The following is a 23,738-nucleotide window of genomic DNA, read 5'->3' as shown; positions in this document are numbered from 1 at the left end:
CTTTTACATTATGGACGTTTAGTTAATACAGCATCAACTAAGCCATACTCTTTAGCAGCTTGTGCGGTCATGAAGTTATCACGATCTGTATCTCGTGCAACGGTTTCATAATCTTGACCACTATGCTCTGCCATCAAGCGATTTAAACGCTCTTTAATAAACAGGATTTCACGTGCGTGAATCTCAATGTCTGATGCCTGTCCACGGAAACCACCGAGTGGCTGGTGAATCATGACACGCGCATTTTCCAAACAGTAACGTTTACCTTTAGCGCCTGCATTTAACAAGAATGCACCCATAGATGCAGCCTGCCCCATACAGATCGTTGAAACATCGGGCTTGATAAACTGCATGGTATCGTAAATTGCCATACCTGCCGTTACAGAACCACCTGGTGAATTAATATAAAGGTGTATATCTTTATCTGGGTTCTCTGCTTCTAAAAACAACATCTGCGCAACAATTAAATTTGCCATGTTGTCTTCAACTTCACCCGTAAGAAAAATAACACGTTCGCGTAACAAACGTGAAAAAATATCAAATGAGCGTTCACCGCGTGAGGATTGTTCAACAACAACTGGAACTAAAGCATTTTCTATGTTTGGAACATACATACGTTTATTTATTCCTAAATTTTTATGACTTAAACCATGACAACAATATGCGCGATAAAAGCCAAAATTGCAAAACTATTCCCTATCTAAATAACAGATAAATAATCGGATTACACGTATTATTCACCGTATTAACAATTTTTCTACAGCATAAAAAAAGGCGCAACAAGCGCGCCTTTTTTTATGTCAAAGGATTAACCTTGTTGACGAGCTTGCTGTTCTTTCAGCAACTCTTCATAGCTTACCGCTTTGTCAGTTACTTTAGCAGAAGCCAAGATGAAATCTACAACTTGGTCTTCTAACACAACAGCTTCGATTTGCTGGCGTTGTTTTGCATCGTTTTTGAAGTATTCAATCACTTCAGTTGGATCTTCATAAGAAGAAGCCATGTCTTCGATGTAAGCCTCAACACGTGCTTGATCAACTTCAAGTTTAGCATCAGCCAATACTTTGCTTACTAATACGCCAAGTTTAACTGACTTTTCAGCTTGCTCTTTGAACAAGTCATCTGGAAGCAAGCTAGAATCAAATGCTTTCGCACCTTCTGCACCAAACTGTTGAGTGAATTGCTGGATCATTTGTTGACGTTGACGGTCAATTTCCTGAGCAACCATAGCATTTGGAACTTCGATTTCGTTTGCAGCAACCAATGCATCAAATGCAGCTGATTTAACTTGGTTACGAAGACCATTTTTCACTTCACGTTCCATATTTTTGCGAACGTCAGCTTTTAATTTTTCAACGCCTTCTTCTTCAGTCAGACCGAAGATTTTCAAGAATTCAGCATCAATTTCTGGAAGCTTTGGTTTTTCAACTTGCTTAACAGTGATTTTGAACTGAGCTTGTTTACCTGCAAGGTTTTCAGCTTGGTAATCTTCAGGGAAAGTAACGTCGATTACTTTCTCTTCACCAGCTTTCATACCCACGATGCCATCTTCAAAACCAGGGATCATGCGACCAGAACCTAAAACAAGTTTAAAGTCTTGTGCAGAACCGCCTTCGAAAGTTTCACCGTCAATAGAACCTTCAAAATCGAAAGTCACTTGCATGTCTTTTTTCGCCATGCCTTTGGTCACAGCCCAAGTTTGACGTTGTTTTTGCAAGTTTTCGATCATGACATCAACGTCTTTGTCGTTGATTTCAGTTTGTTTACGTTCAACTTCTAAAGCATCAAACGCGTTAACTTGAATTTCTGGATAAACTTCAACAGTCGCTTCAAAAACTAAAGCATCATCTTTGTTTTCAACTTTCTCAATGTTAGGCATACCTACAGCATTGATTTTTTCTTGTTGAATTGCTTCAAATACTGTATCGCGAATGATGTCATTTACAACTTCTTGGTAAATGCCTGCGCCATATTCACGGCGTACAACATTTACAGGTACTTTACCTGGACGGAAGCCGTTGATTTTCGCAGTTTTGGCAGTGCGTTTTAAGCGAGCTTCAAATTGCTCGTTAACACGGCTCGTCGGTACAGATACATTTAAACGACGGGCAACGCCCGAAACCGCTTCAGTCGTTACTTGCATGGCTTCCTCAATATCTAGTTAGTAGTAGCAAATTTTTAAAGTCGCCTATTATAAGCCATCATGACACGATATACAAAATTTGGTTCGAGATTATTTTAGCATCATCTTCTATTTTTCACTTTTTTATGCCTATTTGATGACGAGTATCAGCAAATCTCATGATGAGAAAAATTAACCTGAACTTAAAACTCATCAAAAAGTAGCAATTTTCTTCTTATGCATCATATAAATCTTTTAAAGTGCAACACTTCTACACCACAACTTACAATTCATCTGATTAGACTGCAATCTTGAGAAATCCTTCTGGAGAAGAAAGGCTATGAGTATTTTAGATGAAGTGGGAAAAATTGCGGGTGCCATCATCGCAGAACAAGGTGTTGATAAACTTGACCCAGACGCTAACCTTCTTGAAAAGGCTGCAAGTGCAATTGCTGGTTATGAAGCTGCAAAAATTGCCGAGAACAAATTAGAAAATCCTGAGGATGAACAGCAAGCTTCAGATGATCAATCTTGATTTTTTATTAGCGACTATTTTTAATCCAATTTCTTAGAACGTTTGCCATCAGTTCAGTTTTTTAACTTTAGAGTTGATTGGTTTTAATATAAAGCCATCAACTCCTCTATGATGAAAAGTTAAAATCACAATTTGACAAGGCTAATGTGGCTTATTCACACATAGTTCTGTGTAATGAGCAGGTCTTGATTCATTTCAATACAGCATTTAGATTAAAATAAATGACAATCATTATTATTTACACTTAATTTTAAGATTCTAATTCATATTTTCAATTTACAATTAAATTCAAATACTTAACTTCAATATGTAAACCCTTACTCCAGAAATACACAATTAATTCACATTTTTAATCGTTTTTTTCTATTGTAAAGTAGTGTTATTATAAACAAGAATTATTAACATTTAGCGAATTATTAACATCTAAAATTATAGAGCCCTTCATTATGTCGTTTATCCGAACCCGTAAGAAGATTGTTTCTTCTGCAATTGTCTCATCACTTTCACTTATGGCAACTACGGCGACCATTGCAGCCGATGAAACAGCAGAATTACCCACTATTTATAGTCATGCTGTGACTACAAAAGATGGTTTTAAAGTCAAACAATCTGCAAATAAAAAATATGTTGCACCTTTACTCGACACCCCAAAATCTGTTGCAGTTATTTCACAAAAATTATTAAAAGACACCAACTCCAATACCCTTCTACAAGCGCTTGCCAATGAACCAGGAATTACCTTAGGTGCAGGTGAAGGTGGTACGCCATTTACCGATATGCCTTATATCCGTGGTTACAGCAGCCAAAGTTCAATTTATGTAGACGGTATTCGTAACACGACTTCACAAAACCGTGACATGTTTGCCATCGAACAAGTTGAAGTCACCAAAGGTTCAAGCTCTTCAATTTCTGGTGGTGGCGGTGTTGGTGGCAGCATTAACTTGATTAGCAAAGTGGCTCATCAGGGCGACAAATATCAGGGTTCAATTCAAGGTGGTACAGACAACTATCGTCATATTATGCTGGATGCCAACAAAGATTTTGGCAACGGCGTTGCAGGTCGTGTTGTGGTTATGGGCCATCAAAATGATAAACCAGGTGCAATCGATGGCGCAGAATATAACCGTGTCGGGATTGCCCCAAGCCTTGCATGGGGACTGGGTACAGCAACGCGTGGAACTCTAAGTTATTATTATCTACAAAGCTACGATGAACCCGATTCAGGTATTCCATTTTTAACTACGGGCGGCAAGCCAATTTATGTGAAGCAAGGTACATATTATGGCTGGAAAAATCGTGATTTTGACAAGCGTGAAAACCACATTGGTACATTCAAACTTGAACATGATTTCAATGACAATTTGACGTTATCAAATACCGCGTCATACACCAAATCAAAATCTGACTACGTCTATACCAACCCTGATGATTCCAAAGGTAACATTGCGGCATACGGTACGATTTCCCGTCGAGCACTCAGCCGTATTGTTGACACTGATGCGGTGAGCGATCAATTAGCCTTAACAGGTAAATTCAATACAGGTAGCTTACAACACTCGTTTAACATCGGTACAGAATGGAGTTATCAATCATCTGAACAAGGTGTACACACCTTTACCAACAGCTTAGGTACAACCTCAACCGTACACAGCACTGACTGTTCACCAACAACCACGAATATCGGTGGCTGGTGTACCTCTGTGAACAACCCAACCAATGGGTTATATACCGATACTCTCGGAAGCATCAAAAACCAGTACACCACACGTAGTACAAATGCGGCAGTCTATGCGCTGGACAGTATTGAATTTAATCCGCAATGGTTACTAAATCTGGGTGTGCGTTGGGATCAATTCGATACAGAGCGTAAATATTATAAGAATACGATCAGTGGAAGCACCACAATTCCTGCTGGCACGGTTCTCCAAAGCGATTCAAATTACTTTTCTTACCAAGTGGGCCTAGTCTTTAAACCAGCAGAAAATGGCAGTATCTATGCAAGTTTTGCAACCTCTGCAAACCCTGTAGGTATTGACCAAGGTGATGGTGCAGATTCAGTTTCAGCAAGTTATGACGATCTCAAACCAGAAGAAGCACGTACTGTTGAACTTGGGACAAAATGGGATTTATTTAATAATCGTGCCAACCTGACGGCTGCCGTGTTCCGTACTGAAAAGCAAAATACCCGTGTCTTGACCGATGCAAACACCTATTCCAATGTGGGGAGCAGCCGTGTCAATGGTTTTGAAATCGACCTCAAAGGTCAGATCACCGATAAATGGGATATGTCTGCCGGATATAGCTATTTGGACAGTGAACTAACAAAAGCTGCCTACAATGCAGCCGCAACGGTAGGCAAGCCATTGCCATTTGTTGCGAAAAACAGCGCGACACTTTGGACAACCTATAAAGTGTTACCAAAACTGACCATTGGTGCTGGCGCTCAATATAAAGATCAGGTTTATGCAAATACTTCAAGTAACAAGTACTTACCTGCTTATACCATCTATAATGCCATGGCAAAATACGATGTAAACAAGAATGTAAATATTCAGTTGAATGTCAACAACATTAGTAATAAACGCTACTTCACTTCAGCTCAGGCAGCTCACTATGCGATTGAAGGTGATGGACGTAATGCTGTACTTGCGATCAACTTCAAATACTAATTTGACACTGTAATCTCTGACCATTTCTTGTATACACTGGAAATGGTCTTTTTTATTTTTGAACAACGTATCGAGTTATTATGATTCATCATATTCCAAACGTATTATCAAAAGAAGAAGTCGCAGAATTTCGTCGTCTGATGGAAACTGCCAACTGGGTCGGTGGCAAAGTGACCGCAGGCACATTATCTGCCTCAGTCAAACGCAATCAGCAGCTCTCCGAACAAGATCCACTGACGCATGCATTAAGTGAACGAGTAATCCAAGCCATTTGGAAAAACCCGATTTTTCAGGCAGCTGCACTCCCCCATCATATTATTCCGCCTTTATTTAACCGTTACGATGAAAGTGAAACTTTTGGCTTTCATGTCGATAACTCCATTCGCCTGATTCGCGGCACTAGTCACCAGATCCGCACAGATTTGTCCTGTACGCTGTTTTTAAGTGAACCCGATGAATATGATGGTGGTGACCTAGTGATTGAAGACACTTACGGTTATCATGAAGTCAAACTACCTGCGGGTGATGTGGTGTTATACCCATCGACCAGTCTGCATGAGGTCAGCACCATTCACAGTGGCACACGTTTTGCATCATTCTTTTGGGTACAAAGCCTGATTCGTGAAGACAGCAAACGTCATTTATTGTTTAACTTGGACGAAAGCATTCGCAATCTGCGTGCTGCACATGGCGATGCGCATGCTGAAGTGATGAAACTCACCAATATTTATCACAACCTGATTCGCATGTGGGCAGAACTATAAAGCAATCTCGCTAATTTCCCGAAAATATCTTCGGATCACTCTGGGAAATTAGATTTTATTTGCATTTTTAACTCAATAAAGAGAAAAAAATTTCAGGCATTGTGTAAAAATTGCAAAAAACGAAAAATATTTTTTATACAGCAGACTTATAATGATTATATTGAGTAATGTACCCGAGGTATTATGCCAATGTTGTTTGCGATAGCATCTGCCCTGTGGTTTGAACTGCGCTTTGTGCGCATATAAATTTTATTTGCTCATTCAGTGCAAAAAACTGAAATATAGTTGAATTCACTTCGTTTAAACACAAAATAATATAGTAGATTGCCCAATTACCCCTCGGCATATGCTGCTATGCAAGGAGCTACCCCCATGATGTTGGCTGACCCAAGCAAAAAATACCGTCGTATGTACCAGCGCGTCGATTTACCTGATCGTCAATGGCCGAATAATGAAATCACAAAAGCGCCTATCTGGATGAGTACCGACCTTCGTGATGGTAACCAAGCCATTTTTGAACCGATGGATATGGATCAGAAATTCAAAATGTTCCAGATGTTGGTGAAAATTGGCTTCAAACATATTGAAATTGGCTTCCCGTCTGCATCACAAATTGACTTTGACTTCACACGTAAGTTGATTGAAGAAAATCATATTCCAGATGATGTTTACATTGAAGTTTTGGTTCAGGCGCGTGATCATTTAATTCAACGCACTTTTGAAGCATTGGTAGGTGCCAAACGTGCCATTGTGCATATTTACAACTCCAACTCACCGACTTTCCGTAAAAAAGTCTTGAATGTCGATGTTGAAGGTGCACGTGCTTTAGCCATCAATGCAGCCACCAAAGTGAAAGAATATGCAGCACAGTATCCTGAAACTGAATGGGTATTCCAATATAGCCCTGAATGTTTCTCTGCCACAGAATTGGAAGTCGCTAAAGCAGCGTGTGATGCTGTAACTGAAATTTGGGATGCACGTCCAGACAACAAAGTGATTTTGAACTTGCCTGCAACCGTTGAAGTGTCGACACCAAATGTCTATGCCGACCAGATTGAGTGGATGCACCGCAATATTGAACGTCGTGACGGCGTATTGATTTCAGTTCACTGCCACAATGACCGTGGCTGCGGTATCGCAGCATCTGAACTTGCCATTATGGCAGGCGCTGACCGTGTAGAAGGCTGTGTATTTGGCAATGGTGAACGTACAGGTAACGTCGATGTCGCTGCAATCGCCTTGAACATGTACACTCAGGGTGTTGCGCCAAACTTGGATTTCTCCAACATTAATGAAGTGATTGCGACTGTAGAAGAATGTACTGGTTTGCCAGTTCACCCGCGCCATCCTTATGCAGGTGACTTGGTATTTACCGCATTCTCAGGTTCTCACCAAGATGCGATCAAAAAAGGTTTTGAATTCCAGAAAAACGAAGAAATCTGGGATATGCCATACTTGCCAATCGATCCAAAAGACTTGGGACGTGACTATGATGCTGTAATTCGTGTCAATAGCCAGTCAGGTAAAGGTGGTATTGCTTACTTGCTTGAATCAAACTACAACGTCGTGTTACCGCGTCGCTTGCAAATTGAATTTAGCCAAGTGGTTCAACAACATACAGATGCAACTGCTAAAGAAATTTCAGCAGATGAAATCTGGAACTTGTTTAAAACAACTTATGTGAGCATTAAAGACAAAAATTACGTCGCTAAAAACTACAAATTGTCTGATGAAAATGGCAATCAGATTATTGATGTTGAAATTGATATAGACGGCGAAACTCAGCATTTACGTGGCGAAGGTAATGGCCCAATTTCTGCAATTGTCAATGCACTTCAATTGCCGATTGATGTCTTGAATTATGAAGAACGCAGTATCGGTTCAGGTTCACATGCTAAAGCACTTACCTTAGTTGAATTACAGGTAAAAGGCACAGGTAAAAGTGCATTTGGCGCAGGTATTCATGACAACACCGTTACATCATCCATTGAAGCTATCTTCGCTTGTACCAATAGCTTGATTGAACAAGGCTTGCTTAGCACCAGCGATATTATTTCTGAAGCTGTTTAATCTTAAAAAAAACATTTTAAAAGGATACCCAAGTTGGTATCCTTTTATTTTTTCATAATTCCAAAATATAAGGCGATTTGCACTCGTGTCTTTTTCAGCTGACTCTGTAGGTTTGGTCGTCCCGCAAAAGTACCAATTCGAACAACCACTCCAACTGGAATGTGGTCGAATCTTACCTCGTTTTGATCTTATGGTTGAAACTTATGGTACGTTAAATGCGGAAAAATCCAATGCAATTTTGATTTGCCATGCACTCTCTGGCCATCATCATGCTGCTGGTTATCATCATGAAGATGATAAAAAACCAGGTTGGTGGGATGCCTGTATTGGGCCAGGCAAAGCCATTGATACTAACAAGTTTTGTGTCATTGCACTGAACAATATTGGAGGTTGCAATGGTTCAACAGGTCCTGTATCTCCCAACCCCGAAAATGACAATCTACCGTATGGCCCAGATTTTCCATTAGTCACGGTTCGGGACTGGGTCAAAACTCAGGCCATGCTGTCTGACCGTTTAGGTATTTCAGTTTGGTATGCGATTATTGGTGGCTCTTTAGGCGGCATGCAAGCCTTACAATGGTCTGTGGATTATCCAGATCGCTTAAAAAATTGCGTCATTATTGCCAGTGCCCCAAAACTTTCAGCGCAAAATATTGCCTTTAACGAAGTTGCCCGTCAGTCTATTTTATCCGACCCAGATTTTCATCATGGGCGCTATCTAGAGCATGACAGCTATCCGAAACGTGGTCTGATTTTGGCGCGTATGGTCGGACATATTACCTATTTGTCTGAAGAAGCCATGAAACAGAAATTTGGTCGTGACCTGAAGTCAGGCAAATTTATGTATGGGTTCGATGTCGAATTTCAGGTCGAAAGTTATTTGCGTTATCAAGGTGAGCAGTTTAGTCGTAACTTTGATGCCAATACCTATCTGATTATGACCAAAGCCTTAGATTACTTTGATCCTTCACGTGAATATGAATCTTCATTGACCAAAGCCATGGCAAATACACAATGCCGTTTCTTGGTGGTGTCCTTTACCACCGACTGGCGTTTTAGTCCTGAGCGTTCTCAGGAAATTGTCAATGCTCTGATCACCAATCACAAGCCTGTCAGCTACCTCGATATTGAGGCTGAACAAGGTCATGACTCGTTCTTATTCCCGATTCCACTGTATGTTAAAACCCTTCGAGCTTTCTTGGGTGGTGAAGAACATCTGGCAAGTACCCCACCACAGGAGACCGTGTAATGCGTTTAGATCAGCAACTCGCAGAAAAATGGATCAAACCAGGCTCAAGTGTGCTTGATCTGGGCTGTGGTGATGGTGAGCTTTTGGCTCATATGAGTAAAAAGCATCAAATTCGTGCCTACGGACTAGAAATCGACCAAGAAAAGATTGCAATTGCGATCAGTCGAGGGTTAAATATTATACAACAAGACCTCAACTTGGGGTTACACCGCTTTGCCGACCAGTCTTTTGACTATGTTGTTATGGCACAAGCGTTGCAAGCGGTTGATGCACCTGATGTTCTTTTAAGAGATATGGTGCGTGTGGGCAAACAGGCAATTATTACTTTTCCAAACTTCGCGCATTGGAAGACTCGTTCTTTTCTTGCACTTAAAGGAATGATGCCCGTTTCGGAAACATTACCTTACATGTGGTACAACACGCCGAATATTCATTTATGTACTTTCCGTGATTTTGAAGCACTGTGTGCTGAAAATCAGATTAGGATTATTAATCGACTCGCCGTAAATGGGAATCAAAAAGATAGTTTACTCAGTAAACATATTCCAAATTTGTTTGGTGAAGTCGCAATTTATCGAGTAAGCGCCCTATGAAAAAAGTATTCTTTAGCACCATTTTGTTTGGTATTTTAAGTACTCAGGTTCATGCTGATTACCTACCATCACAGCAATCAACATCGGCTTTGGCCGCGCGTTATTCGACCATGAGCTTTAACGAATTGCTGAGCGAAGCGAAAGCAGGTCAGGCTGCAGCACAATTTTATGTTGCAACCCGTTATCAATATGGTCGTGAAGTTTCTAAAGACCCAAAACAGGCATTTACTTGGTATAAAAAAGCAGCTGATCAGGGTGTTTCTGCGGCTCAGCTCAATGTCGGTCGTATGCTGGTTGAAGGCATCGGTACGAGTCAAAATGAAAAATTGGGGCGTCAGTACCTTGAAAAAGCAGCCAGCCACGGTGACAACCGTGCCAGCTTCAACTTGGCTCTTATTGAAGAACACAATAAAAACTATATGAATGCATATCAATGGTACGAACTTTCAACCCGTGATGGTATGTTAGACAACAAAGTGATTGATATGTCACAAACCAAGAAAACTGCTTTGGCAGCCAACTTAACACCTGAACAAATTCGTCAGGCAGTTGACCGCGCTGACAAATGGATTCAAGCACAATAATGCTTGAAACGAATCACAGGGATGATCCGAATGCCCTGTGATTCAACGCAAACTCCCCTACGCTTTGTCTTATCCTTTTCCTTTCATATTATCTTTTGTTTTTCATCGGCAAACTCGGCATAATTCTGCCCATGTTTTGCTAAATTTTGATGATTGATTATGTCTACTCCTTCATGGCTCAATGCGGGTCAATTGGTACTTGCAAGCAACAATAAAGGCAAAGTTGCCGAATTTGAAACGCTATTCCAACAGCTTAATTTACCCATTGAAATTATTCCTCAAGGTCGGCTAAATATTGAAGATGCGGTCGAAGATGGCTTAAGTTTTGTAGAAAATGCCATTATTAAAGCGCGTCATGCTGCAAAAATTTCAGGTAAACCAGCCTTGGCGGATGATTCAGGCATTTGTGTGCCTATACTCGGCGGTGCGCCTGGTATTTATTCGGCTCGCTATGCAGGTGAACATGGCAATGATGCTGCCAATAACCAAAAATTACTGAGCGACTTAAACGCTTTTCGTCAAGAAGGACAAGCCATTGAAGGCATGTTTGTCTGTGTACTGGCTTTGGTTGAACATGCCGAAGACCCTTTACCCAAAATTTTCCAAGGCATCTGGACAGGCGAAATTTTAGATGCTGTACGTGGTGAAAATGGCTTTGGTTACGACCCATTGTTCTGGCTACCAGAACTTGGAAAAAGTAGTGCTGAACTGAGTAAAGCCGAGAAAAACCAGATCAGTCACCGTGGTCAAGCCATGCAACTGTTCCGCAAAAGCCTGACTCAAGTTTAAATCACTAATTAATTCAAGGGTTAAACTCAGTTTTTAGCCCTTGAGCAGCCGCCATACGAGTCCATACAGTAAAATGATACCTATACTGACAATCGTTCCTGCCGCAATATAACGTGCCGAATAGCCAGTGCCCTGATAATGGGTTTCAAGTGCCACAATATTTGCCGCAGGCGGTAAACAGAATAAAAAGAACATCAACCCGATATATTCTTTAAAAGTTTCAACGGGAATGAAGTAATAACTCACACTACAAATGATTCCTCCGAATACCAACTTCGGTAGCATCACACGAACGCTGTGCCACAGATCAGCTTTTGCCACTTGAGTATGTCTAAGCCACATCCCCAGTACACACATGCCAGTGAACACCATGCCCACTTTGGCAAACTGATACAAATGCAGCACCCAACTTGGTTCTGAAATGTTTTGTACGTGTAATAAACGCAAAATCGCTGAAATGATTAGGGCAATCACAGGTGGTGACAACGACACTTTTTTCATTAAACTGGCTGTATTTTGCGGTGCTGAACTGACCGCAGAGACGGCCCAAATATTGCCAAACAATGAGCCACCAACATAAAGTGCAATCATAGCAGAACTGATCTGATGCCCAAAAATCGCCAAGGCAAATGGAAAACCCAGCCATGCTAAATTGACATAACTGGCACAGAGTGCAATGAGCCGATCTTTAAAGAAATAAACAAAACCCAGATATACCAAGAAAGCTGAGCTAAAGCTAAACAGCATCAGGCTTAAACTACCTGCCTGGTAGTAAACCATATTGTAAATAATCACAAAGGGAATAAAAAATCGTGCCAGAATACGAGAGCAAAAGACTTTCAGCGCTTCGGCAGATTTCCATGATGCAGTGAGCCAACCCAATATAAATGCCAATGTTGGTAAAAGTAGACTCACCCTGATCTCCTTATTCTGTGTGTTTTATGCCTCGATATAGATAAAAGCACCTTCTGAAATTACTGGAAAGTTCCAATAAAAGCAAATCCAGCACCCTGATTAGAATCAACATCTACTACACCATAAACGCTAGAGAAACTTAGTCATTTTTAGCGATTTGCTGTACAACAGCGATTTTACGCCCCGCAAAAATCAATAGACCTATACCACTCAAGACCATGATCGTTGCAAACAGCATGCGCAAACTCAAAGTTTCATTGAGAAAAATCACGCCTGCCAGCAATGCCAAACACGGTACACTCAACTGCAAGGTGCTTGCCGTCATCCGATCAAGATGTTTCAGTAAATCATACCAGAGTACATACGCCAGACTTGAGGTGAATGCGCCCGAAATGATGGCTAAAGCCAGACCATTCCAGTGGATATACAGATTGGGGATGCGGACTAAACTCAATAGTAAACAGATCGGCACTGCCCAAATAAAGTTGTTATAAGTCATTACTATAGGTTGGCCTGTTGACATTCCAATCAGGCTATATCCAGCCCAGCTTAACCCCGCCAGTATCATCATAAAAGCATAAAATAAAGACGGTGCATGTGTCGCAGGTAAAAAGAGCAGCAAAATACCTAAAAAAGCAACCGATAAGCCTATGCCTCTGAACCACGTAACTTTTTCACCTTTATACACTGCATACAGCGCCATAGAAATTTGCACTGTACCAAACAACAGCAGTGCGCCTAAACCTGCATCAAGTTGCATATAAGCAACTGAAAATGCCAAGATGTAGCCTGTTAAGCACAATCCGCCTTTCCAGTTTTCCCGCTGGGGTTTAAGTTTTTCTACTGAACCAAGCAATACTGCCAGTGCCAGTACCCCACTGACAATCCGAATGATGCTAAAACTGTATGGATCAATCATTCGGTCTGCTAATGCCAAACGACAAAAAATTGAATTGGCTGCAAATGCACTCATCGCCAGTGCGATTTTTCCCCACATCATCCTCAATATCCTTATTGATGACAGCTATTTCAGTATATAAAAATAATTTCCCACCCAGAAATAACAGGATTGATTTCTTATAAAATTATTGATGATCTTTAAAACAGATCTATCTCACTACTCAATCTATGCTATGAATTTTCATTTTCAGCTTTTGTTTTAACTTTTACAGCACAAAAAATTAGATAGGAATCATTCTGAAAATATGTATTTACAGACATAAATCACTGGCACATTTGAATCCATCCTCTGCATTTCATCAAGCCTCATCAACCAGAGTAGCTAAACTCGATACGTTGAATTTTTCCTTGCTGTGGCCCTTGCTGAGTTTTTTCCAGCCAGACAACATGCTGCTGAAAACAGCGCAGAAAATTAGAACAGCATGTGCCATAGTTAGGACTGGCAATAAAAGTCGATGACAGCAGTTGCTCCAACTCCTGAGCAATGCCTGTCTGTGGCAACTGTTCAGGCAAGCGCTGCCGCTGATCTTCCAATATATCCCAAGCCACCTGTTGCAAGTCTGATTCGGATACCTCAGACAATGCCAAGAGTGGCAAAAATTCTTGTACAAAACGCTGACGCAAATGCTGGTTTTTCGCCCAATGTTCCGACATGAGACCATTGGACATCACATACGCACCATGCGCCAATACCTGTGGTGCTTCCCCTCGATTGCTCATATATACGGCTTGTTGCCGATCACCCACAAACAGGTTAAACCCTGCGTAATCCTGCTGTCGTTGCTCCAATTGCTGGGCAAAACGAATCGATGGTAAATCCGATGCCAAATAATCTGCCACAATCTCACCGCGTGAAGTCGGATAGATTCGCTGATCTGAAGCATCCCGATAATTGGTGATTACTGCCCAGCGCCCCGTTTCAGTGATACCCATCCATGTTCCACCCGACTGCAAGTCCTGCCCTGCAATAATCGGGCTATCTTGCCAGTGTCGTAAGGACTGGGTTGGACGGATATAGAACTCATCCCGATTGGACAATAAACATATAGGTAAACCTTCCACCACTTGCCATGCCAGCGCCACAATACACATAACAGATCCTTTGTATCTTTACACATTGAATGTACAACATTTTTAAGGTTTATCGGCTAGAATCTTGCCAAACATACAGAAATGAAAGGAATAGTCATGCTGACCTATCCCAACATCAATCCAATTGCGATTGAGCTTGGCCCGCTCAAAGTACACTGGTATGGGTTAATGTACCTCTTGGCATTTTTATGTGCATGGGGACTTGCCAACTATCGGGCAAAACAACGTACCGACTGGACAGCCGAGATGGTATCTGATCTGGTTTTTTATGGGGCGTTAGGTGTCGTGCTCGGTGGTCGGGTTGGCTATGTGTTGTTCTATGAGTTTGATAAATTCATCGCTCATCCACTCTGGCTGTTTCAGGTGTGGACAGGCGGTATGAGCTTTCACGGCGGCTTTATCGGGGTGATGGTGGCCATGCTGCTGTGGTGTAAAAAATACCAGAAAACCTGGTTTCAAACCATGGACTTTATTGCACCGTGTGTGCCAACAGGCTTAATGTTTGGACGGATTGGTAATTTCATTGGCGGTGAGTTGTATGGTCGCCCTGTGACCGATCCCAATTATCCATTTGGCATGATTTTCCCAACTGACCCATTGCATTTGGTGCGCCATCCTTCACAAATTTACCAAGCCCTGTGTGAAGGGTTATTGTTATTTATTATTTTATGGTGGTTTAGTAGCAAACCACGCCCACGTATGGCGGTATCTGCGCTGTTTCTTATGGGTTATGGCTTTTCGCGCTTCTTTATGGAATTTTTCCGCGAACCCGATGCGGATCAGGGCTTTATTTTGTTCGGTTGGGTGACCAAAGGACAAATGCTCTCTTTCCCAATGATTATTGCAGGCTTACTGCTCTTGGCATTTGCCTATCAACGTAAAATTTATGATTGGACAGTCAATAAATAAAGGCACCGTCACATCATACAATCAGGGACGAAAGTCCCTTTTTTTATGCTAAAGTGCAGCATCTCCTTCGCCATTTTTTCCACACAATATGCTCGAATTCTGGTTTGAACCCACCACCACACTTGCGCGTAAAATTCTGATTTTATTGATGACGATTACTATCGCTGTGGGTCTATATCTGTATAAACCACTCCCATCTGTGGTGATTCTGATGTTTACAGGTACAGGATTGGTGTTTTTGATTTGTCGTTATGCGCGTTTGCAAATTGCAAAAAATGACCCAAGCCGTTTTTTATTTCGTGTGTTCACATGGATTCCACTTGCACTGATTTTGGCAGTGTTGTTTATGAAAACTATGGATGATTTACTGATTTTAGGCATTCAAGGGCTGGCGTTTATGGCACTGAGTGTTTTTATTTTTTCACCACTGGCACGTTTGTCAAAATCCACTTCAACTGAATCTTAATTATGCTGCAATTTTGGTATTCTGAACGCTGTACCCGCAACGTTAAACTCACCATCACTATCGCGATTTGTGTGATGACAACGCTCCTTTCCAAAGTGTCAGCCCTACCTTCTATTTGGGTCGGAATCTGTGTCGTTGTTGGGGTTTTTATGCATTTGATTTACCAATTTGGTGCGCGCCGCCCGTATACCAAATTACTGGTCTGGATTTTACCTGTAGGCTGTTTGACTGCACTTGGTTTACAACCGAGCAATATGCTTTGGGCATGGCTCGGTCAAGGGCTGAGCTTTATGATCTTAGGTCTATTTATTATGTCGATTTATCAAAACCGAGCGAAACGCTTTGACTGATTAAACCAAGAATGGCCCCAATGTCATTGGCATCGGTTTTTGATATCATCAGTATGATAATGATAGAGCCATCGGCATTTTTGCTAAAAAACATGATTCAAGGTTCTATATTAGGGTAAAATCCTCAACCTGCCACAGTACGACACATCAGGTCGTAACATTTCAGCTCTATAGGAATTTTATGAAAGCGTATCTTGATCTACTACAGCACATTCTGGACAACGGCGGCGACAAAGGCGACCGTACAGGGACAGGGACGCGTTCTGTATTTGGTCATCAAATGCGTTTTGACCTCAATCAAGGTTTTCCCTTACTGACCACCAAAAAAGTTCATTTCCGCTCGATTGCGATTGAATTGTTATGGTTTTTAAAAGGTGATACCAACGTCCAGTACTTACAAGACAACAAAGTCACCATTTGGGATGAATGGGCAACCGCAGAACAAACCGCACATTTTGGTCGCCCTGAAGGTGAACTTGGCCCTGTATACGGACACCAATGGCGTAACTTTGGCGCCAGCAAAAATGCTGATGGCAGCTACCAGAAAGATGGCTTTGACCAAATTCAGTGGTTAATTAACGAAATCAAAACCAATCCAAATTCGCGTCGTCTGATTGTTTCGGGCTGGAATCCACAAGAAGCTGGACAAGTCGCTTTACCGCCATGTCACACATTGTTCCAGTTCTTTGTACAAAATGGCAAACTGTCTTGCCAATTGTATCAGCGTAGTGCCGATGTATTCTTGGGCGTGCCATTTAATATTGCCAGCTATGCCCTACTGACCCATATGGTGGCTCAAGTCTGTGGTCTAGGTGTCGGTGACTTTATCTGGACAGGTGGTGACACCCATTTATATGCCAACCATTTTGAACAAGCTCGCCTACAGTTAACACGTGAACCATTACCACTGTGCCAGCTTAAGCTCAACCCTGACGTTCAAGATATTTTTGAATTCAAATTTGAAGATATCGAAATTATTAATTATCAATCACATTCTGCAATTAAAGCACCGGTGGCTGTATGAGTTTTCAAGGAATCGAAATCGTCCACGTGGTGGCGATGGATCAACAACGCTGTATTGGTAAAGGCAATGCCCTACCTTGGCATATTTCTGCAGATTTAAAGCACTTTAAAGCCATTACTCAAGGTGGTGTGGTCGTGATGGGGCGTAAAACCCTTGAGTCCATGGGACGCGCATTACCCAAACGTGTGAACTGGGTGATTACCCGCGATACATCATGGTCTTTTGACAAGGTCAAAGTAGCGCATAACATCGAAGATGCACTTGCTCAAGCGCTATCTGACGTAGCTGCAAGTGAAAAACCTGAAAGCATTTTTGTGATTGGTGGCGGGGAAATTTTTGCGCAAACCATGCAAATTGCAGATCGTTTGGAGTTAACCCATGTTGAGCTTGATGTACAAGGTGATGCCTACTACCCTGAAATTCCAAGCGAGTTTCACAAGATAAGTAGTGAAAAGCATATCGATGAACAATCGGGTGTTGCTTTTGAGTTTGCAACTTATACCAAATAAGCAAAAAAAAAGAGGAACAAATCAATTTGTTCCTCTTTTACTTCTAGATGCTACAAACTCAAATTAGAATGAGTAACGTAGACCAAGTGCAAGGTTGTGAGCACGTAAATTATAACTTGATTCAGAATTTCCATTAAAAAAAGTATTAGCAGTATAATTAAGCTTTAATTTTCCAGAATCGATATACTTATAAGAAAAATCAGCTGCTAGGTTTGGAGTAATTGCGTAAGAAGTACCTACACCCACTGACCATGCAAAATTTATGTCTGTTTTTGAAGTTTTAGCAATATTTTGTTGCCAAGAGCCACTAACACCAACCTCATTCCAATCCTGATTCACAGAAAGTGTATCCTTTGTATGAATACGCGTTGCACCTACACCAACTGCAAAATAAGGCGTGAATTTGGTTGTATTTTTCCAGTCAACATAAGTATTCCACATAAATGACTGTTGTTGAAGCTTAACCGCATCTTTAAGATAAATAGTAGCAAAGGGACTGCTTCCAAATACATATTTACTATCAAATTGATGATCTTGTTGCGCTGAATATTCAAGTTCTGTACGAACAGGCACGTGTAAACTTGGGTCTAAATTCCAACCAAATGCTACAGAACCAGATGCCAAAGTTTGTTTATCATTTGATAATTTATAAGAACCATTCCCACCAAAATAAGGCTGGTCAAAAGTTAGGTGATTTGGATCTAAATCCGTGATGTTTGCCCCAATTTTTGCAGATACATATGCATCTTTTAACACACCATCCGCTGCTAAAGCAGGAACAGAAATTGCTGCAGCTAATGCCCCAATCAAAATTGTACTTTTTTTCATAAAAATCATTCCTTTTTTAAGATCTTTGTTTTGAATAAAATCCAGTCTATTATAACAAAACGATACAAATCAACACATAAATCACACTTTTTAAGGATTTTGTAAATAATTCATGTGAAATGTAAATTATAAGACATGTGTCACATTTTACTTTTTATAAACATAATTCATCTCATATAATACTTTTTAGTCGCATTTTTAAAAAATATACTTAAAAAAATAGCTTAAATAGGATTAAACTACCGTAATGAAAAAACTTATTTTATTGACTCTTTTTATCGGTTTGGGCGTCATTTCAGCATGTTCAAGCTTACCTTACCAATCTTCAGCAAGTATTTTACAACAACAGCAAGAACTTCAAGCAAAGCAAGTGATTTGGCAGGTCACGCATATTCAAGGGCATGCTCTCTCTGCTGATGAACTAACTCATCAACCTTCTTTAAATTTTGATGCAAATAGCCAACAGGTCAGAGGTAACGATGGTTGTAACCGAATTTTTGGGAGTTATCAGTTGCAAGGCAATAATTTACACTTAGGCCCTCTGGCATCAACTAGAATGATGTGTGTAGGCAATATGCAAATCAGTGATCAATTTCATTTGGGATTAGCAAAAGTGACAAGCTTTAGTGTAGAAAAACAAATCTTAAAATTAAAAGATCAATCTAACCATGTGATTATGGAATTACATTCTCAAAATCACTAATTTTTTAAGTTCATTTAAGGATCTAGATATGCAACAGGCGTTATTTGGTGGTGGCTGCTTCTGGTGTGTAGAAGCCGTTTTTTTACAGTTACGTGGTGTTATACAGGTAACCAGTGGTTATGCAGGTGGTCATCTCGTTGAACCGAGCTATGAAGCGGTATGCAGTGGTAATACTGGACATGCAGAAGTTGTAAAAATTGACTTTGATGAAGAACAAGTTCGCTACACTGATTTATTGACTGTCTTTTTTGCAACACATGATCCAACTACATTAAACCGTCAGGGCAATGATATTGGCACACAATATCGTTCAGTGATTTACTACTATAATAATGAGCAAAAACAGCAGGCTAAACAGTTTATTGATGAGCTCAAAGCAGAAGGTGTGCAAGTGGTAACCGAATTAACGGCCGCACCAGTTTTCTATGCTGCGGAAGATTATCATCAAAACTACTATGCTAAAAATCCAAGTCAAGGCTACTGCAATTTTGCTATTCCCCCAAAGTTAAATAAATTACGCAGTAAGTTTCAAAGTTTGCTCAAAGCATAAAAAAAGCGACTTAAATGTCGCTTTTTTATCTCAGTATGATTTAGTTTTCACTGACGAAAGCAATATCACTCAGCCCAGCTTCGCTTGCACGTGACATGACTTGCGCTACTGTATCGTAGCGTGATTCTTTATCGGCACGTAATTGTACAGTTGGTTTTTGTGCTTGTTGACCTGCAGCATGAAAACGCTGAGATAAATCATCTAAACTGATCATCTGATCATTCCACGCCACCTCACCTTTAGCATTAATACTGATGGTAATTGCCTGTGGTGGAGGTGTAGTAATTTGCGCTGCGGTCTTGGGTAAAGTCAAAGGAATCGATGGATTCGCAACGGTTGCCGTCACCAAGAAAATAATCATCAACACCAGCATAATATCGATTAGCGGAATGAGGTTCATCTCATTCATGCCAGCATCGTGATCTTCACCCAATTGAAAAGCCATTATGCTTGACCTCCAGCATAATTCTGTTGAGCTGCTTTAGCAGCATTTGCAGTATTACCTTGTGCCGCAGAATCTTGTTGCAACATGGTGTCAATCAGCAAAGTATGAGCTTTATCTTGTAGCGCATGTGCTAAAGAGCGGTTAGCACGAACACAGATGTTATAGGCAAGTACTGCAGGAATCGCAACCCCCAACCCTAGCCCTGTCATGATCAATGCTTCACCGACTGGCGTTGCAACCTGTGCCAAACCAGCTTGCCCACTACGACCAACAGCCGCTAACGCGTGAAAAATTCCCCAAACTGTACCAAATAGTCCTACAAATGGTGCGATTGAAGCAATCGTCCCCAAAACAGCAACGCCTTTTTCTGCTGAAGTTTTTTCTTCAGAAATTTGACGCAGTAAAGCTTGTTCAGCAACTGCCTTACGCTGATCAAATGCCAAAGGTGCAAGTTTAGCTTTAAGCTTGGTCAACGCTTGTTCGAGTTGAGCATAGGCTTGTTGTTTAAGGTGACGTGTACCCATTAAACGTAAGGCAAAAACCGTCCACGTTGTAATCGACATTACAATGAGTACGAAATACAGCGTTTTACTTACTGCATCGGCATTTTGCCAGTAGATTGAAAAGTTCATGCTCGAACTCCTGATTCCATAAATTAGCCGTAAATTTAATTCAGATTTAATGCAAAAGGTTGAGGTGCAATAAAATCATGCGCATAAGGCTTAAAGCTCTGTCTTGAAATATAGCGTTTCACCATTTGATCCAACTTACTATTTCCTGATGACTTCATAATTTCAACATCAGTGATCGTACCTTTTGCCGTTGCATGTATTCTTAGCTTTATGACAAAAGTACCTTTTAGGTTATCGTCAGTATTACTATTTAAAAAATCTTCTACAACTTCATTTAAGCCACGTGTAATCCTATCTGTCCCATATTTCCATTCAACACCAGAACCTCCCCCAATACTCACCGTTTTTGGTGATGGATCAGCAGCAGGAGTGCTGGGCTGAGGTGCAACAGGTTGTGGTGCAGACTGTTGTGCTGGTTTAGTAATGGTAGATTTTGTCGTGGTGACTACAGGTGCAGGTGGAGCTTTCACAACAGGTTGCTCTACAGCCTGTTTTGGTGCTTGAGCCTTGACCTGTTGAATTTTTTCAACTTTTTTAGGTGGTGGAGGCAGCTGTTTTTCAACAATTTTGACTTCCTTGGCCTCTTTTGGTTTTTCCTGTGGTTTTGGCTTTTCTTTTGGTTTTGGAGGCAATGGCTTGGAAGGTTGTTGAATTTTAACAAAACGTACTTGTAGTGGTTGTTTATGAGCTGGCTTTAACTCCTGAATTTTCATTTGACCCAACGCCCAAAATACGCCGACATGTCCAACCACAACGGCAATAAATGTCGCAAGTATTTTCTTTTTCATACGATCACTTAGGTGAGGATCTAAATTCAATGCAGGAGAATGACTCATAACACAACTATAACCTGTGGCGTATGACCTATCTTGATAGATAAATCACAACTATCGAGTTGAACGATTAAGTCTCAATATGATAAATGAGAAGTGTTTTCATTTTCAACCTCTTTTCATAATTTATTCGTCTCTAATAAACCATAAAAATTTGACAATAAAAATCACTTAATATTTGTTATATTATAACATAATTATCATTTTTCCAATCAATTCCTGCAATAAATCGAGTATTGATCATTATGCAAGGATGGCTGAATATAATAAAAATTATCAGTTCCTCGATTGTTATGTTATAATCCCAAGATCATTATGGGGATGTTCTTGGCTTCGACGCTGGTGATGAAACTCATAGATGCATGCCGAGAGCGCATTTTCTCTCGTAAATAAAATTTGCATTTTTTAGTCGCAAACGACGAATCATACGCTCTAGCTGCCTAAGGGCAGCTTGTCCGCCTCTCCGAATACTTGTGGTTAGAGAGTCCGACTGAAGCGCACGCACACAAGTCCGTATAAAGTCAAGCCTCGGGGCTTTATACCAAACTAAGAGGATCGCGTTTTGTACCCTGTTCGTCGGGTCACTTAATGCTAAAACAATAGACGATATCTAAGCATGTAGTATTCTCGAGCGTAATGCTGGCGGACGCGGGTTCAACTCCCGCCATCTCCACCATATACTTAAATTTATATGCCGTAATATGACGATGTATAAGTTGGAAAGGCTTAAATCTAAAGGGTTTAAGCCTTTTTTCTTGCCTGTATATAACTAATCATAACTGTATATAGTATTGCTCACCATGTATCCCAGCGTGTATCCTTGATAAAAAATTGAAACGACAGGGATACAAGACAATGAAGCGTACCGAAATAAAACGCCGTCCATTATCCGACACTGTTCTAGGCAACCTAGAAGCAGAACAAACAGAATATCGAGAGCTAGACGGCAACGGTCTATATTTTCGTGTAAAACCCGATGGCAATAAGTCATGGCAACTCAGATACAAGAAGCCCAATGGTAAATGGTCATGGCTAGGCATCGGGGGCTATCCTGAAATAGGCGGACAACTGGCACGCAAGAAAGCCCAAGAATTAATTGCCGATATTGGCAAGGGCGAAAATCCAATCATCACCAAGCAAGAGCGCAAAGCCAAAGAACTCGAAGAAAATAATGCCACCTTTGAGGCACTGGCTAGAGAATGGATAGACACCAAACAAAATACATGGGTTGCCGATACCATGACCCGAAACAGGGGTGCATTAGAAAAGCATATCTACCCTACTTTCGGTAAACGGCTCTTTGTATCCATTCGCCCAATTGAATGGATGGAACATTTAAAAGGTATCCAACAAGAACAAAAAATCTATGAACAGGTGAAACGTATTCGCACTATGTGCCGAGATATTTACGATTATGCAAAGGTGACAGGCAGAATTGATTACAACCCACTTGAGGGGCTGCATAAATTCCTAGATTCAGGCAAAAAAGAGAATATGGCTCATGTTGATGAAAAAGAGCTACCGCCATTATTGAGAGCCATAGACAACTACCCTACTCCCGATATTCGTATCGGCTTAAAACTGCTTACGATGTTATTTTGTCGCCCTAGTGAATTAAGAGAGGCTCAATGGCATGAGTTTGATCTTGATGAGGGGCTTTGGAATATTCCCGAAGAACGGATGAAGAAACGCCGTGAACATGTCATTCCATTACCAACTCAAGCAGTAAATTTGCTCAATGAATTAAAGTCCATTCGTGGTGAATCTGAATACCTCTTTCCGAGCCGATCTAATCAGAATAAACCCAAATCAGATACGGTTTTCATCATGGCATTACGGCGCTTAGGTTATGAAGGGAGACAAACCCCTCATGGCTTTAGACACATTGCCAGTACCTTGCTCAATAACAAGGGCTTTGATGAAAGGCACATCGAGGCAGCTTTAGCCCACGTTAAAGACGGCGTGGCAGGCGTATATAACAAAGCTCAGTATCTAAATGACCGTAAGCATTTAATGCAATGGTACGCCGACCATTTAGAGCAATTGGCAGATGATACAGTCATTCAATTTAAGAAAGCATAACGACAAGATTAGTCGCACTTATTAGCTGAATATGCGGCAATATGAATAAATATTGTTTATATTGA

At 40.9% G+C, this 23,738-nt stretch carries 25 protein-coding genes and 1 other RNA gene; 17 read left to right on the top strand and 9 right to left on the bottom strand.

The window, feature by feature from the left end:
* Nucleotides 1-8 precede the first annotated feature (8 nt).
* A complete protein-coding gene (gene clpP / locus ACX1N5_RS09680; protein ID WP_004753838.1) occupies nt 9-614 on the bottom strand; it encodes an ATP-dependent Clp endopeptidase proteolytic subunit ClpP in 606 nt (201 codons plus the stop codon).
* 194 nt (nt 615-808) lie between these two features.
* The gene (tig, locus tag ACX1N5_RS09675) at nt 809-2,143 is read right to left on the bottom strand and encodes a trigger factor (RefSeq protein ID WP_131379147.1); all 1,335 of its coding nucleotides are present in this window, start codon (nt 2,141-2,143) and stop codon (nt 809-811) included.
* Between the two features lie 319 nt (nt 2,144-2,462).
* Here tig and ACX1N5_RS09670 point away from each other — a divergent pair, with 319 nt between their 5' ends.
* The 8 genes from ACX1N5_RS09670 (at nt 2,463) to rdgB (ending at nt 11,375) form a co-directional block, all read left to right on the top strand.
* Nucleotides 2,463-2,657, top strand: coding sequence for a hypothetical protein (locus ACX1N5_RS09670; RefSeq protein WP_004753842.1), 195 nt, complete (start codon nt 2,463-2,465; stop codon nt 2,655-2,657).
* A gap of 446 nt (nt 2,658-3,103) precedes the next feature.
* Nucleotides 3,104-5,326, top strand: a complete 2,223-nt coding sequence (locus tag ACX1N5_RS09665; protein WP_458801642.1) for a TonB-dependent receptor — start codon at nt 3,104-3,106, stop codon at nt 5,324-5,326.
* Between the two features lie 80 nt (nt 5,327-5,406).
* A complete protein-coding gene (locus tag ACX1N5_RS09660) occupies nt 5,407-6,090 on the top strand; it encodes a Fe2+-dependent dioxygenase (protein ID WP_131379149.1) in 684 nt (227 codons plus the stop codon).
* A 372-nt stretch (nt 6,091-6,462) separates the two neighbouring features.
* Complete coding sequence (leuA, locus tag ACX1N5_RS09655; RefSeq protein WP_458801643.1) at nt 6,463-8,160, top strand: 2-isopropylmalate synthase; 1,698 nt, start codon at nt 6,463-6,465, stop codon at nt 8,158-8,160.
* 85 nt (nt 8,161-8,245) lie between these two features.
* Nucleotides 8,246-9,409 (top strand): homoserine O-succinyltransferase MetX, encoded by a 1,164-nt coding sequence (metX, locus tag ACX1N5_RS09650; protein ID WP_131388911.1) that lies wholly within the window; start codon nt 8,246-8,248, stop codon nt 9,407-9,409.
* Nucleotides 9,409-10,002, top strand: a complete 594-nt coding sequence (metW, locus tag ACX1N5_RS09645; protein WP_004753850.1) for a methionine biosynthesis protein MetW — start codon at nt 9,409-9,411, stop codon at nt 10,000-10,002. Before metX ends, metW begins: the two co-directional genes overlap by 1 nt.
* Nucleotides 9,999-10,586: a tetratricopeptide repeat protein gene (locus tag ACX1N5_RS09640; RefSeq protein WP_116727451.1), complete on the top strand. Its 588-nt coding sequence runs from the start codon at nt 9,999-10,001 to the stop codon at nt 10,584-10,586. Before metW ends, ACX1N5_RS09640 begins: the two co-directional genes overlap by 4 nt.
* Before the next feature lie 159 nt (nt 10,587-10,745).
* A complete protein-coding gene (rdgB, locus tag ACX1N5_RS09635) occupies nt 10,746-11,375 on the top strand; it encodes an RdgB/HAM1 family non-canonical purine NTP pyrophosphatase (RefSeq protein ID WP_458801644.1) in 630 nt (209 codons plus the stop codon).
* Nucleotides 11,376-11,408: 33 nt separating this feature from the next.
* Here the strand turns inward: rdgB and ACX1N5_RS09630 are convergent, their stop codons facing one another.
* The 3 genes from ACX1N5_RS09630 to ACX1N5_RS09620 all read right to left on the bottom strand — a co-directional run bounded on the left by ACX1N5_RS09630 (nt 11,409) and on the right by ACX1N5_RS09620 (nt 14,342).
* Nucleotides 11,409-12,290 (bottom strand): AEC family transporter, encoded by an 882-nt coding sequence (locus tag ACX1N5_RS09630; RefSeq protein ID WP_458801645.1) that lies wholly within the window; start codon nt 12,288-12,290, stop codon nt 11,409-11,411.
* Between the two features lie 139 nt (nt 12,291-12,429).
* Nucleotides 12,430-13,290 (bottom strand): DMT family transporter, encoded by an 861-nt coding sequence (locus tag ACX1N5_RS09625; RefSeq protein WP_458801646.1) that lies wholly within the window; start codon nt 13,288-13,290, stop codon nt 12,430-12,432.
* Nucleotides 13,291-13,559: 269 nt separating this feature from the next.
* Nucleotides 13,560-14,342 carry an NRDE family protein gene (locus ACX1N5_RS09620; protein ID WP_458801647.1) on the bottom strand — a complete coding sequence of 261 codons (783 nt, stop codon included), beginning with the start codon at nt 14,340-14,342 and terminating at the stop codon, nt 13,560-13,562.
* A 96-nt stretch (nt 14,343-14,438) separates the two neighbouring features.
* Here ACX1N5_RS09620 and lgt point away from each other — a divergent pair, with 96 nt between their 5' ends.
* The 5 genes from lgt (at nt 14,439) to ACX1N5_RS09595 (ending at nt 17,600) form a co-directional block, all read left to right on the top strand.
* A complete protein-coding gene (lgt, locus tag ACX1N5_RS09615) occupies nt 14,439-15,251 on the top strand; it encodes a prolipoprotein diacylglyceryl transferase (RefSeq protein WP_004753865.1) in 813 nt (270 codons plus the stop codon).
* 88 nt (nt 15,252-15,339) lie between these two features.
* Nucleotides 15,340-15,717, top strand: coding sequence for a hypothetical protein (locus ACX1N5_RS09610; protein ID WP_458801648.1), 378 nt, complete (start codon nt 15,340-15,342; stop codon nt 15,715-15,717).
* Nucleotides 15,718-15,719: 2 nt separating this feature from the next.
* Nucleotides 15,720-16,067 (top strand): hypothetical protein, encoded by a 348-nt coding sequence (locus tag ACX1N5_RS09605; protein WP_458801649.1) that lies wholly within the window; start codon nt 15,720-15,722, stop codon nt 16,065-16,067.
* Between the two features lie 181 nt (nt 16,068-16,248).
* Nucleotides 16,249-17,091 carry a thymidylate synthase gene (thyA, locus tag ACX1N5_RS09600; RefSeq protein ID WP_458801650.1) on the top strand — a complete coding sequence of 281 codons (843 nt, stop codon included), beginning with the start codon at nt 16,249-16,251 and terminating at the stop codon, nt 17,089-17,091.
* Nucleotides 17,088-17,600 carry a dihydrofolate reductase gene (locus ACX1N5_RS09595; protein ID WP_458801651.1) on the top strand — a complete coding sequence of 171 codons (513 nt, stop codon included), beginning with the start codon at nt 17,088-17,090 and terminating at the stop codon, nt 17,598-17,600. Before thyA ends, ACX1N5_RS09595 begins: the two co-directional genes overlap by 4 nt.
* Nucleotides 17,601-17,663: 63 nt before the next feature.
* Here ACX1N5_RS09595 and ACX1N5_RS09590 read toward each other — a convergent pair whose 3' ends face one another.
* Entirely contained in the window at nt 17,664-18,428 is a 765-nt protein-coding gene (locus ACX1N5_RS09590) for an outer membrane protein (RefSeq protein ID WP_458801652.1), read from the bottom strand.
* Nucleotides 18,429-18,675: 247 nt separating this feature from the next.
* Between ACX1N5_RS09590 and ACX1N5_RS09585 the strand changes: the two genes are divergently transcribed.
* Both ACX1N5_RS09585 and msrA read left to right on the top strand, forming a co-directional pair.
* The gene (locus ACX1N5_RS09585; protein ID WP_458801653.1) at nt 18,676-19,131 is read left to right on the top strand and encodes an META domain-containing protein; all 456 of its coding nucleotides are present in this window, start codon (nt 18,676-18,678) and stop codon (nt 19,129-19,131) included.
* A 28-nt stretch (nt 19,132-19,159) separates the two neighbouring features.
* Entirely contained in the window at nt 19,160-19,681 is a 522-nt protein-coding gene (gene msrA / locus ACX1N5_RS09580) for a peptide-methionine (S)-S-oxide reductase MsrA (RefSeq protein ID WP_458801654.1), read from the top strand.
* A gap of 40 nt (nt 19,682-19,721) precedes the next feature.
* Here the strand turns inward: msrA and ACX1N5_RS09575 are convergent, their stop codons facing one another.
* Genes ACX1N5_RS09575 through ACX1N5_RS09565 form a run of 3 tightly spaced genes read right to left on the bottom strand, consistent with a single transcriptional unit; the run spans nt 19,722 to nt 21,594 of the window.
* Nucleotides 19,722-20,126 (bottom strand): ExbD/TolR family protein, encoded by a 405-nt coding sequence (locus ACX1N5_RS09575; RefSeq protein ID WP_458801655.1) that lies wholly within the window; start codon nt 20,124-20,126, stop codon nt 19,722-19,724.
* Nucleotides 20,126-20,758 (bottom strand): MotA/TolQ/ExbB proton channel family protein, encoded by a 633-nt coding sequence (locus ACX1N5_RS09570; protein WP_458801656.1) that lies wholly within the window; start codon nt 20,756-20,758, stop codon nt 20,126-20,128. The genes ACX1N5_RS09575 and ACX1N5_RS09570 overlap by 1 nt, the downstream gene beginning before the upstream one ends.
* A 35-nt stretch (nt 20,759-20,793) precedes the next feature.
* Nucleotides 20,794-21,594 (bottom strand): TonB family protein, encoded by an 801-nt coding sequence (locus ACX1N5_RS09565; protein WP_458801657.1) that lies wholly within the window; start codon nt 21,592-21,594, stop codon nt 20,794-20,796.
* A 314-nt stretch (nt 21,595-21,908) separates the two neighbouring features.
* Between ACX1N5_RS09565 and ssrA the strand changes: the two genes are divergently transcribed.
* Both ssrA and ACX1N5_RS09555 read left to right on the top strand, forming a co-directional pair.
* Nucleotides 21,909-22,267: a transfer-messenger RNA gene (gene ssrA / locus ACX1N5_RS09560) on the top strand.
* Between the two features lie 179 nt (nt 22,268-22,446).
* Entirely contained in the window at nt 22,447-23,673 is a 1,227-nt protein-coding gene (locus tag ACX1N5_RS09555) for a tyrosine-type recombinase/integrase (RefSeq protein WP_458801658.1), read from the top strand.
* The last annotated feature ends 65 nt before the right edge of the window (nt 23,674-23,738 follow it).

This window comes from Acinetobacter sp. ANC 4636, from assembly GCF_054454555.1.
The sequence above is the reverse complement of the archived record's forward strand: the minus strand, read 5'-3'. Positions and strand labels throughout refer to the sequence as shown.